The organism is Quatrionicoccus australiensis (genome assembly GCF_020510525.1).
In the GTDB taxonomy this organism is placed as follows: domain Bacteria; phylum Pseudomonadota; class Gammaproteobacteria; order Burkholderiales; family Rhodocyclaceae; genus Azonexus; species Azonexus australiensis_B.
This window is the reverse complement of sequence record NZ_CP075188.1, coordinates 3,064,282-3,074,961: the sequence shown is the minus strand read 5'-3', so window position 1 is coordinate 3,074,961 and position 10,680 is coordinate 3,064,282. Positions and strand designations below refer to the sequence as shown.

Genomic DNA, 10,680 nt, shown 5'->3' with positions numbered 1-10,680 from the left:
GCGGGCGCTCAGGCCCGGCTAGCGGTCGACGCTTCAAATTCGCTGTTTTTTGCCGTTCCCGGAGCCGGGTCGACGTGCGTCATCAGGTAGAGCACCGGATGCCGCGCCATCACATTGAGGCGGGCCCGATGAGCGATGTCGTGGCCTTCGGTGACGGTCAGCTGGCCGTCGATTTCGAGATGTACGTCGGCCAGGATCATGTCGCCCGTCTTGCGCGTCTTCAGGTCGTGCAGGCCGAGAACGCCGGGCGTGGCGAGGATTTCGGCAGCGATGCCGGCCACCTGTTCCTCGGTGGCGGCGCGGTCGGTCAGGTCGTGCAGGGCGTTCCAGGTGAAAGTCCAGCCCATGCGCGCGACCATGAAGCCGACGATCAGTGCGGCAATCGGGTCGAGCAGTGGGAAACCGAGCAGGTTGCCGCCGATGCCGAGCGCGACGACCAGCGACGAAGCGGCATCGGAGCGCGCATGCCAGGCATTGGCGACGAGCATGCTGGAACGCACGCGCTCGGCCACCGCCAGCATGTAGCGAAAGAGCAGTTCCTTGGCAAGCAGGGCGCCAAGCGCAACCCACAAGGCGATGACATGCACGGTCGGGATGCTTTCCGGGGTCTGCAGCTTGTGCGCCGCGGCCCAGATCATGCCGCCGCCGACCGCCAGGAGCAGGCTGCCGAGGACCAGCGAAGCGGCATTTTCATAGCGCTGGTGACCGTAATGGTGGTCGTCGTCGGCTTCCTTCTTGCTGTGGTGGATGGCGAGCAGCACGACGAAATCGGCGACCAGGTCGGACAGCGAGTGGATACCGTCGGCGATCAGGCCTTGTGAACCGGAAATGAAACCGGCAATGACCTGGCTCAGGGTCAGAAAGACATTGACGACGACGCTGATCCAGGTCGAGCGCTTGCTGGCCCGCTCGCGTTCCGGCGTCTCTTCGTCGTTGTCGAGCTCGGCCATGTTCTGGAGATCGTTCATGTTCTATAGCGTATCCATCGTAGTGCCTGGCGAGTACAGAAGGCACGGCCGGAGGCATGGTTGCGTCATGCGGCGCCGCATTTTAAGCGGCCAGAGTCGTGTCCATCAAGCCAGTTGGCCATCCGTCAGGGCTTTGCCGAAGATTTCCCATTGCGCCTGATTCTGCCGGTTCATTTCCTCGGCAGCGGCCAGCATTTCGTTTTGCCAGTCGGCGCGGGCGGCAAAGGCGATCAGGGCATCGGCATTGGCCGAGCCTGAACGTCCGGCGGCCCGCAGTTGGTCCCAGGCGAGTATTTCGCCCATGCTGGCCACGACTTCACTCAGGTTCTCCAGCTTTTTCCCCCAGGCGGTGATGGCAACCCGGTCTTCGCTCGGTTGCAGGTCGCGCAGGATGCAGGCCTGTCCGGCCAGACTCACGGCCTGCAGGAAGGCGTGGTCGATCGCCTGCAGGCGCTGCTGGATCGTCGCGATCCGGCCGGCTGCATCGGGCCAGTCCGGTTGCTTGATGCCGCGGTCGGCGAGCGGTGCGCTCAGCGATGAAGGCCGCGCCTCCTTGATGTCGAGCAGGTAGTTGCTGTCCGGCGAGCCCTTGCCTTCGATCAGCACGACATAGCGTTCGACGCCGAGGCTGCCGGTGCCGGCAATGCGGCGGGCGACATCGATGACCTCGAAAAACTCCGGCGTGCTCCGGGTGGCGGCAAACTGCTGCATGAAGTGTTCGACCTTTTTCCGCTCTGCCGCCGATGCCGGCAGCGCCTTGATGCCGTCGAGCTTGAGCTGGCGATGCTTGCCCTTGAGCGTGGTGCGTTTGTCGAGAAAATCGGCCCGCTTCTGGTTCTGCAATTTTGCAAACAGCTCGCTGATCATGCCGCTCGCCGTTTCCCGCTCGACCCAGCGCGGCTTGCCGCGGCCGAGCGCGCGGCAATAGGCGTCGAGGCAGTCACGGCTGACCTGTTTTGCCGCTGCGGGCGTGAGTTTCAGATCGTCGGCGCCGCAGCGGATGCTGCTCAGCAGCCGGACGAGATCCCAGCTGGCGGGGGCGAGGGCGCCTTCGTCGTAGTCGTTGATGTCGAAATAGACCTGCCGGTTGTCGCCCTTGTAGCTGCCGAAATTCTCGAAGTGCAGATCGCCACAGGCCCAGGTCAGCGGTGCCTGGCGGAACAGCGCCGTGTCGGGCAGGGCGGCGTAGAACAAGTGGCAGGCGCCGCGCAGGAAGACGAACGGGCTTTGCTGCATCCTGGCGTATTTCATCGCCAGCAGTTCCGGGTTGCGCCCGGCGTTGGTGGCGCGCAGGCCGGCGATGATCTCGGCAGCAGACAGGGTGGAGGTTTGGGTCATGGCATCGGCTTGGGCATCGAAGAGGCAAACCATACGCCGAAGTCGTGACAATTGTCTGTTGTCGGTCTCATCGCCAGGCCACTGCGGCGGCATTGTCCGGCGGATTGCGGTAGGCGGCGAAATGCGCGTCGAGAAAATCGAGGAAGACGCGCACCTTGGCTGACAGGTGCAGGCGCTGCGGGTAGAGGGCGTAGATGTCGGCCGGGCTGCCCGACCAGTCGGGCAGGACGCGGATCAGGCGGCCATCGCGCAGGTCGCCGGCAATATCCCAGAGGGAGCGCAGCAGGATGCCGTGGCCGGCCAGCGCCCAGTCGGCGGCAACCTCGCCGTGGTTGGTGCTGAATTTGCCGCGCACCTTGACCTTGCGGCATTGCTTGCCGGCGCACAGCGTCCAGGTACCGAAGGCGGCATCACCTTCGCGGATGACGATGCAGTCGTGCCCGGCCAGATCCTCCGGGCTGGTCGGCAAGCTGCGTTGCGCCAGGTAGGACGGCGCGGCGCAGAGCACGCGATGGTTGGTGGCGAGCTTGCGCGCGAGCAGGCGCGCGTCGGGCGGCTCGCCAAAGCGGATGGCGATGTCGAAATTCTGGTCGCCGGGCATCATCGGCTGGTCAGTGAGCAGCAACTGGATATCGATGGCCGGGTGGCGGCGGGCGAATTCGGAAACGGCCGGTCCCAGCTGGCGGCGACCGAAGCCGAAGGTGGCGTGGATGCGCAGCAGGCCGCGCGGCTCGGCCCGGGTCAGGCTGAGCGCCTGTTCCAGGGTTTCGATTTCGCCGAGGATGCGCCGGCTTTCGCTCAGGTAAAGCTCGCCTTCCGGCGTCAGGCTCATGCGCCGCGTGGTGCGCGCCAGCAGGCGCACGCCGAGACGCTGTTCCAGCTGACTCAGGCGGCGACTGACGGCAGCCGGGCTCAAACCGAGTTCGCGCGCAGCGCGGGCCAGGCTGCCGTGCTGGACAAGGAGGGGGAAGAAGGCGAGATCGTCGGACATGGCTTTTGATTGTTGTGTTTGACGCAAGAATAAAGTGAATCCGGCGCCATTGGTCGTTTTTTTCAAAGCAGTAAGATGGCTGCTCATTGATTTCGGGTTGGACCATGAGCCTCGTACTGGCCTTTCTCATTCCTGTCGCGCTTGGTGCCGCACTCGGTTTTGCCGGCGGAGTCTTCGGCATTGGCGGCGGCATCATCGCCATTCCGGTGCTGACCGGCCTCTTCGGCATGGACCAGAAGCTGGCACAGGGGACGGCGCTGGTCATGATGGTGCCCAATCTGGCGATTGCGCTGTGGCGTTACAGCCAGCGCCAGCCGCTGCCGCGCCTGCGCACTGCCTTGCTGGTCTTGTGTGCAGTGACGGCCACGGCGCTGCTCGCGCATTACGCGAGCAATCTCGCTTCCGCCCAGTTGCGCCGCTATTTCGGGGCCTTCCTGCTTTGGCTGGCGCTGCACAGCCTGTGGCAGATGCGCGCCGGGCGCGGTCGCTGGCAACTGGCGCTGCCCGAAAAGCTGATTCCGCTGGTCGGCCTGATCGGCGGTTCCTGCCAGGGCTTGATCAGTATCGGCGGCGGCATGATCGTGCCGCCCATCCTGGTCGGGTTTTTCCGGCAGAGCCAGGCACTCGCCCAGGGCTACGCGCTGGCACTGGTAACGCCGAGCTCGGCGGTGGCCTTGTTCACCTTTTCGCAGGCCGGCCTGGTCGACTGGCAAACCGGCGTCCTGCTTGCCGCCGGCGGTGCCTTGACCGTGTCGCTCGGCGTACGTCTGGCGCATCGCCTGCCCGAACGCAGGTTGCGGGCGGCATTTTCGCTGATGCTGCTGGCGACCGGCGGCTGGATGATCGTGCACGGCTGAGGCGAACTTTTTGGCACAATGGCGGCCCGCTCTCTTTCGCCGCTCCTGCCATGCAACCCGAAGACCTGCTCCTGCTGGTGACGCGCACGATGCCTTTCGGCAAGCATGCCGGCAAGCTGATCGCCGACCTGCCCGGCAACTACCTCAACTGGTTTGCACGCGAAGGCTTTCCGCCCGGTGAAATCGGTCGCCTGCTGGCACTGATGCAGGAAATCGACCACAACGGCCTGTCCTATCTGCTGACGCCGCTGCGTAGCAAACGACGCGAATGAAAATGGCCTGTTCCGGACGGTCGACCGTCTGGAACAGGCCAAATTGCCTTGCCGCAAGCAGCGGGTTTATTTCGTCTTGAATTGTTCGCGCAAGCAGCTCTTGTGGTCGGGGCCGAGCTTGTCCTTGCAGACTTCACGCGCCTTCTGATGCTGTTCGCAACGTTGCGGATTGGGCGACTTGCTGCAGTCGACCGGTGGCATCTTTTCCTGCATGCAGCGTCTTGCCGCCGGCCCACTCTGGCCCTGACAGGCCTTGGCTGCTGCCTTGTGGGCTTCGCATTGCTGCGGGTTGGCACTCTTGCTGCAATCGAAGTTCGCCCGCTGTTCGCGCATGCAGGCGCGGCGTTGCGGACCGGCGCTGTCCTTGCAGGCTTCCATGGCCTTGCTGCGGGCTTCGCGCTGGGCGTTGCAGGCAGCCGGATTGGGCGATTGCTGGCAGTCGCGTGGTGGCCGTGCCCGGTTCTGCCGGGCGCCCTGACCCATCATGCCGGGGCCGGCCGGCGCAGCGGAGATGCTGTTCTCGGCGGCGGCCGGCGCGGGCGTCGACTGGGCCATGGCGGGCATGGCGAGCAGAGAGGCGATCAGCGAGCTGGCGATCACGAACAGACGGGTTTTCATGGTGCGACTCCTTGTGCGGTGGTGATGGCTTGATTGTAGGCAAGCGGCGGCGGCCGGTTCGGCCGGCTTGTAAATGAATGCAAACAGATCGCGGCTCGCTTACAAAGCTTTACGAGTCGCGTTATATTGCCCGCCATGAATACAACTGCATTTGCCCACGAGCATCGTCTGGCCCTCTCCGAGGTGCTCGACATGATGGTGATGGATGGTCTGGTCGAGGCGGGGCCGGCCGAGGCGCTGAAAGTCGAACGCCGCCTGCACGGCGCCCGCGTTCACCCGCTGGTCGTCATCGCCGACCAGAAATGGCGCAGCACCAAGGAGCCACGGCTGCTCTCGCTGGAAGTGCTGACCGAATGGCTGGCCGGGCGCTGCGGCCTGGATTACCTGCATATCGATCCGTTGAAAATCGACTTCACCGGCGTCGCCGAAGTGATGTCCAGCGCCTACGCGGCACGTTTCGGCATCCTGCCGGTGCAGGTGACGACGCGGGAAATCGTTGTCGCCACCGCCGAACCCTTCGTCAAGGAGTGGGTTGAAGAGCTCAAGCCCATCCTGCGCAAGGAAATCCGCCGTGTCATGGCGAATCCGGATGACATCTCGCGCTATCTAGTCGAATTCTTCAGTCTCGCCAAGTCGGTCAAGAAGGCCGCCGCCAAGGGCGAGATCACATCCGGGCTGTCGAGCTTCGAACAGCTTGTCGAACTCGGCAAGGGCAACCGCCAGTACGACGCCAACGACCAGCACATCGTGCATATCGTCGACTGGCTGTGGCAGTACGCCTTCGATCAGCGTGCTTCCGATATCCACATCGAGCCGCGGCGCGACATCGGTATCGTGCGTTTCCGCATCGACGGCGTGCTGCAGCAGGTGTACCAGATTCCGATGACGGTCATGAACGCGATGACCAGTCGCATCAAGCTGCTCGGCCGCATGGACGTGATCGAGAAGCGGCGGCCGCAGGACGGTCGCGTCAAGACGCGCACGCCGTCCGGCCAGGAAGTCGAATTGCGTTTGTCTACTTTGCCCACGGCCTTTGGCGAAAAGCTGGTGATGCGCATTTTCGATCCGGAAGTGCTGGTCCGCGATTTCCGCTCGCTCGGTTTCTCGGAGGAGGATCAGACCCGCTGGAAGCAGATGACGGCGGCGCCGAACGGTATCATCCTGGTCACCGGCCCGACCGGTTCGGGCAAGACGACGACGCTGTACACGACCCTCAAGCAACTGGCGACGCCGGAAGTGAACGTGTGCACGATCGAGGATCCGATCGAAATGGTCGAGGGCGCCTTCAACCAGATGCAGGTCAATCACGGCATCGAACTCGGCTTTGCCGACGGCGTGCGCGCCTTGATGCGGCAGGATCCGGACATCGTGATGATTGGCGAAATCCGCGACCTGGAAACGGCGGAAATGGCCATCCAGGCAGCGTTGACCGGTCACCTCGTGCTCTCGACGCTGCACACCAACGATGCGCCGTCGGCGATTACGCGTCTGCTCGATCTCGGCGTGCCGCCCTACCTGATCAATTCGACCCTGCTTGGGGTCATGGCGCAGCGCCTGGTGCGTACGCTCTGTCCGCACTGCAAGAAACAGGTGCCGCTCAGTGATGAGCAGCGCAGCGCCTGGCGCGGCCTGGTGGCGCCGTGGAAGTCGGCCGAGCCGACGCATGTGCATCAGCCGGTCGGCTGCCTCGAATGCCGGATGACCGGCTACAGCGGCCGGGTCGGGCTCTATGAAATCCTGCTCAATTCGCAGGAAGTGCGGCGCATGATCAAGCCCGGGATGGAAATCGCCAAGATACGTGAACAGGCTTACCGCGAAGGCATGCGCCCCTTGCGCATTTCTGGTGCCCTGAAAGTGGCGCAGGGGGTCACCTCGCTGGAAGAAATCATCAAGGTGGCACCGCCGGCTGATGACACTTAGTTACAAGAAAGCGACACTGGCAGTAGTCAAACAGTAACAGTATGGCGATAATACCTGCTTGCAAATGGGGGGGTTTATGGCAGTCGAGCTGTTCAACGATGGCAAGCACATCGTGCATGCGTTTTACGATCTGGTCGATGACTCGGCCGCCGGTGCGGTCCAGTGCAATCAGTTCCTGATTGCCGACCACGGTCACGGCGCCTTGATCGATCCGGGCGGCAACATGACCTACGGCGGCCTGCTGATGGACATGCAGCAATACTTCTCGTCCAAGGATCTCGATTACATCCTCGCCTCGCACCCCGATCCGGACATCATTGCCTCGGTGAACAAGTGGTTCGTCGCCTCGCACTGCAAGGTCCTGATCTCCAGCCTGTGGACACGTTTCGTGCCGCACTTCACGACGGGCAAGGACGTTTCCGACCGGATCATCGGCATTCCCGACCAGGGCGTCCGGATTCCGCTCGGCCAGTGCAAGATCATCGCGCTGCCGGCCCACTTCCTGCATGCCGAAGGCAACTTCCAGTTTTACGATCCGGTTTCCAAGATCCTCTTCTCGGGCGACCTTGGTGCCTCGCTGGTGCCGCATGAACAGGCTGCCCAGCCGGTGACCGATTTCGACAGCCACATCAAGTACATGGAAGGCTTTCACCGGCGCTACATCGTGTCGCGCAAGATCGGCCGCTTCTGGGGCAACATGGTGCGTCAGCTCGACATCGAGCAGATCGTGCCGCAGCACGGCTCGCGTTTTGTCGGCAAGAATGTGGTGAATGACTTCATCACCTGGGTCGAGACGCTGGAATGCGGTGTCGACCTGATGACCCAGAACAACTACACGATTCCCGCTTAAGCCTGGGAGTAGGGCTGGGCCTGGCCGTAGAAGGGCGGGACCCGGCCAACCAGACTTTCCAGCAGGTAGAGCTCATTGTCGGTGTGATTGATGACGGTCGCCGGCACCATCATCTGGCTGCCATTGGCATGCAGATAAACCGGGTGGTCGTGGTAACGGGTTTCGATGCTTTCCACATGGGCCGGATCGTGTAGCGAGGCAATGTCCGCCTTGCCGTAGCACAGGCAGAAATACACCTTGTCGGGCGCGCTCTCGATATAGCAGCCGGTGCCGCGAATGCCGATGGTAGCGGTAGCGGTTTCGATGCGCTTGTCGCCCTTGCCGAACACCGCGAGCAGTTTGCCGGTAATCACGCGCAGGCCGGCCTTCAGCACATCGCCACTGATGCTGACCACCGAGCGGTCGCGCTGCAGGTAGGCATCCTTGCCGATGACATAGATGGCTTCGCTGCCGGGGCCGGTGGCAATCGTGTCGCCGGGGTTGATTGGCATGCCAGCCTTGGCCGGCTGACCATTGACCGTGACCTGGCCGCTGAAGCGTTGCAGGCCGGGCGTGGCCGGGGAGATGCCGGCGGCCCAGGCGGCACGCAGGCTGCCCAGTCGTTCGGCTACGGCCAGCATGGCCAGGCGCTTGAGTAGTTGGCGGCGTTGCATTTTCTCCCCTTTCCTGCGGTCGGCCCAAGGGCCAGCCTTTGCATCCATGGTGGTTAAAACGGCGTCGATTTGCGGCGCACCGCGTCGACGTAGGCCAGCGCATCCATTTGTCCGCCCTGACGCTGCGCCTGCCAGATGGTTTCGCCCAGGCATTCGAGCAGCACGTGTTCGGCGGCATGCGGATCGAGACGGATGCGCAGTGTCTCGAAAGCGGCGCGGATGCCGGGCGGCTGGTCGATGCTGACCTGTTCGTGGATGGCGAGGTGCAGCGACAGGTGCAGGAAGGGGTTCATCTGGCCGTCTTCCGGCGTCCATTCCTGCTCCAGGGCGCCTTCGCTGTCGCTGAGCAGGGCATGGTACTCCGGGTGGCGCGCGGCAAGATCGGCGGCAGCGACTTCGGCGCCGACCAGCGGCAGGCGTTCCTGGTGTTTCTTCCAGGCATCGCAGAAAAAGCGGCGGACTTGCTCACGGGAGGGATTAAACAGCATGGGTACCTGCAAATAGTAGGGTGATGGCGGAATTCTGGAACAGGCGGTTGCCATTGCCGGTCGGTGCGATCTGGCCGCTGCCGTAGGCGCCGAGCAGCGGCGTGCCGGGAAACTGTTCGCGGAAGGCAAGGAGGTCGCGGTCATCGTTGCCGTAAAACAGCGGACCGCGCCCGATGCAGGAAAACATCAGCGCGAAATCAGGCTTGCAGCCGGTGTCGACCGCTGCGCCGAGCACCTCGCGCATGTCCTGTTCGGCCGCCATCGGCTGGCGGATCGCCCAGCTGATTTTTTCGCCTTCCTGGAGTGCTTCGGTCAGGGTCAACGAGGCATCGGCATTGAGCGCAAGAATGCCGAGGCCGGGTTCGTTTCGCTGACGCAGTGCGACGATCTGGTGCAATGGAGGATGTTCGCGCAATTCGGCCGGCAAGCTGCGCAACAGGCTGTCGCCGGCGTTCTGGCCGGCCAGTTGGCAGAGATCGAGGCCGCGGCTGGCGGTGACCGCATGTGGCTGGCTGAGCAGGCGCAGTCCGCTCGATAGCGCGAGGTGGCTGTGCAAGCCGGTGAGACGGGTTGTGGCGCGGCCGTCTTCGGCAACGCGGGCATGCGACCAGACTGCCGCGTCGCTGTCGAACAGGCCGGCGCGGGAGGGGGGCGTTTGCCAGTCAAAGTGCAGGCCGCCCTGGCCGCTGAAGGAAATGAGCGGTACATCGGCATCGCCACCCGACGCTGGATTGGCGAAAACCAGGGCAGCGGCGCCCGCCTGGTCGAGCAGCCAGCCATTTTCGGTAAACAGGCCATTCGCCGTGCAGCCGAAAACCTGCAGCGAGCCGGCGGCGCGGGCGGCAGCGAGTACGGCCGGCTGGGCATGGCGAATGAAGTCGCGGGTCAGGAACAGGCAAACGCTGGCCGTCCGTTCCAGTCCGGCCGCGGCCAGCGCCTGTTGCACGGCTTCTGCCGCCAGCTCGGGGGCCGGGCGCGGGCCTCGGGCCAGACCGCTGCCGGCTTTCATGTGCTCTTGCCCTTGAAGCGGCACAGGTCGGCGACGACGCAGATGCCGCATTCCGGCTTGCGCGCCTTGCAGACATAGCGACCATGCAGGATCAGCCAGTGATGTGCGTCCTTCTTGAATTGCTCGGGGGTGACACGCAGCAGTTTCTGTTCGACATCGAGCACGGTCTTGCCGGGGGCGAGGCCGGTGCGATTGCCAAGCCGGAAGATGTGCGTGTCCACGGCGATGGTCGGCTGCCCGAAGGCGGTATTGAGCACGACGTTGGCGGTCTTGCGGCCGACGCCGGGCAGGGCTTCGAGGGCGGCGCGCTCCTGCGGCACTTCACCGGCATGCTGTTCGAGCAGGATATGGCAGGTGTTGATGACGTTCTTCGCCTTGGTCCGGAACAGGCCGATGGTCTTGATGTACTCGGTCAGGCCTTCGATACCGAGCGCGGCCATCTTGTCCGGCGTCGGTGCGACCGGGAAAAGCCGGGCCGTCGCCTTGTTGACGCCGACATCGGTGGCCTGGGCCGACAGGATGACGGCAATCAGCAACTGGAACGGGCTGCTGTAATGCAGCTCGGTGGTCGGTGCCGGATTGCTGGCGGCGAGGCGGGCGTAAAAGGTTTCGGTTTGGGCTTTATTCACGGAATTGCTGCGCTGCAGGATTGTCAGACTATGACTAAAGGCGGATATTGATCAAAAACATTCTAACCGACAGAGAAGGATGGCGTT

12 protein-coding genes are annotated in these 10,680 nt (G+C 63.7%); 4 read left to right on the top strand and 8 right to left on the bottom strand.

Features of this window, described 5'->3' with window-relative positions; genetic code table 11:
- Positions 1–8 precede the first annotated feature (8 nt).
- The 3 genes from KI612_RS14675 to KI612_RS14665 form a co-directional block, all read right to left on the bottom strand.
- Complete coding sequence (locus tag KI612_RS14675; RefSeq protein WP_226440812.1) at positions 9–968, bottom strand: cation diffusion facilitator family transporter; 960 nt, start codon at positions 966–968, stop codon at positions 9–11.
- A 105-nt stretch (positions 969–1,073) separates the two neighbouring features.
- Positions 1,074–2,306: a DUF2252 domain-containing protein gene (locus KI612_RS14670; RefSeq protein ID WP_226440811.1), complete on the bottom strand. Its 1,233-nt coding sequence runs from the start codon at positions 2,304–2,306 to the stop codon at positions 1,074–1,076.
- A 67-nt stretch (positions 2,307–2,373) separates the two neighbouring features.
- Complete coding sequence (locus KI612_RS14665; protein WP_226440810.1) at positions 2,374–3,297, bottom strand: LysR family transcriptional regulator; 924 nt, start codon at positions 3,295–3,297, stop codon at positions 2,374–2,376.
- 104 nt (positions 3,298–3,401) lie between these two features.
- Here KI612_RS14665 and KI612_RS14660 point away from each other — a divergent pair, with 104 nt between their 5' ends.
- Positions 3,402–4,154 (top strand): sulfite exporter TauE/SafE family protein, encoded by a 753-nt coding sequence (locus KI612_RS14660; protein WP_226440809.1) that lies wholly within the window; start codon positions 3,402–3,404, stop codon positions 4,152–4,154.
- A 50-nt stretch (positions 4,155–4,204) separates the two neighbouring features.
- Complete coding sequence (locus KI612_RS14655; RefSeq protein ID WP_226440808.1) at positions 4,205–4,426, top strand: DUF3820 family protein; 222 nt, start codon at positions 4,205–4,207, stop codon at positions 4,424–4,426.
- A gap of 66 nt (positions 4,427–4,492) precedes the next feature.
- Here the strand turns inward: KI612_RS14655 and KI612_RS14650 are convergent, their stop codons facing one another.
- Entirely contained in the window at positions 4,493–5,044 is a 552-nt protein-coding gene (locus KI612_RS14650) for a hypothetical protein (protein WP_226440807.1), read from the bottom strand.
- A 135-nt stretch (positions 5,045–5,179) separates the two neighbouring features.
- Here KI612_RS14650 and KI612_RS14645 point away from each other — a divergent pair, with 135 nt between their 5' ends.
- Positions 5,180–6,964, top strand: coding sequence for a GspE/PulE family protein (locus tag KI612_RS14645; RefSeq protein ID WP_226440806.1), 1,785 nt, complete (start codon positions 5,180–5,182; stop codon positions 6,962–6,964).
- Positions 6,965–7,040: 76 nt separating this feature from the next.
- On the top strand, positions 7,041–7,814 hold the full coding sequence (locus KI612_RS14640; protein WP_226440805.1) for an oxygen-binding di-iron domain-containing protein: 774 nt from the start codon (positions 7,041–7,043) through the stop codon (positions 7,812–7,814).
- Here KI612_RS14640 and KI612_RS14635 read toward each other — a convergent pair.
- Genes KI612_RS14635 through nth form a run of 4 tightly spaced genes read right to left on the bottom strand, consistent with a single transcriptional unit; the run spans position 7,811 to position 10,593 of the window.
- Positions 7,811–8,467 (bottom strand): FecR family protein, encoded by a 657-nt coding sequence (locus KI612_RS14635; protein WP_226440804.1) that lies wholly within the window; start codon positions 8,465–8,467, stop codon positions 7,811–7,813. The genes KI612_RS14640 and KI612_RS14635 overlap by 4 nt on opposite strands.
- Positions 8,468–8,520: 53 nt before the next feature.
- On the bottom strand, positions 8,521–8,952 hold the full coding sequence (locus KI612_RS14630; RefSeq protein ID WP_226444260.1) for a DUF1841 family protein: 432 nt from the start codon (positions 8,950–8,952) through the stop codon (positions 8,521–8,523).
- Complete coding sequence (locus KI612_RS14625) at positions 8,945–9,964, bottom strand: FIST C-terminal domain-containing protein (protein WP_226440803.1); 1,020 nt, start codon at positions 9,962–9,964, stop codon at positions 8,945–8,947. The genes KI612_RS14630 and KI612_RS14625 overlap by 8 nt, the downstream gene beginning before the upstream one ends.
- Positions 9,961–10,593 (bottom strand): endonuclease III, encoded by a 633-nt coding sequence (gene nth / locus KI612_RS14620; protein ID WP_226440802.1) that lies wholly within the window; start codon positions 10,591–10,593, stop codon positions 9,961–9,963. The genes KI612_RS14625 and nth overlap by 4 nt, the downstream gene beginning before the upstream one ends.
- Positions 10,594–10,680 lie beyond the last annotated feature (87 nt).

Coding starts and splice junctions, on each gene's coding strand:
- KI612_RS14635 (WP_226440804.1), bottom strand. CDS start 8,467: ATGCAACGCCGCCAACTACTCAAGCGCCTGGCCATGCTGGCCGTAGCC.
- KI612_RS14625 (WP_226440803.1), bottom strand. CDS start 9,964: ATGAAAGCCGGCAGCGGTCTGGCCCGAGGCCCGCGCCCGGCCCCCGAG.
- KI612_RS14675 (WP_226440812.1), bottom strand. CDS start 968: ATGAACGATCTCCAGAACATGGCCGAGCTCGACAACGACGAAGAGACG.
- KI612_RS14655 (WP_226440808.1), top strand. CDS start 4,205: ATGCAACCCGAAGACCTGCTCCTGCTGGTGACGCGCACGATGCCTTTC.
- KI612_RS14670 (WP_226440811.1), bottom strand. CDS start 2,306: ATGACCCAAACCTCCACCCTGTCTGCTGCCGAGATCATCGCCGGCCTG.
- KI612_RS14665 (WP_226440810.1), bottom strand. CDS start 3,297: ATGTCCGACGATCTCGCCTTCTTCCCCCTCCTTGTCCAGCACGGCAGC.
- KI612_RS14645 (WP_226440806.1), top strand. CDS start 5,180: ATGAATACAACTGCATTTGCCCACGAGCATCGTCTGGCCCTCTCCGAG.
- KI612_RS14650 (WP_226440807.1), bottom strand. CDS start 5,044: ATGAAAACCCGTCTGTTCGTGATCGCCAGCTCGCTGATCGCCTCTCTG.
- KI612_RS14660 (WP_226440809.1), top strand. CDS start 3,402: ATGAGCCTCGTACTGGCCTTTCTCATTCCTGTCGCGCTTGGTGCCGCA.
- KI612_RS14640 (WP_226440805.1), top strand. CDS start 7,041: ATGGCAGTCGAGCTGTTCAACGATGGCAAGCACATCGTGCATGCGTTT.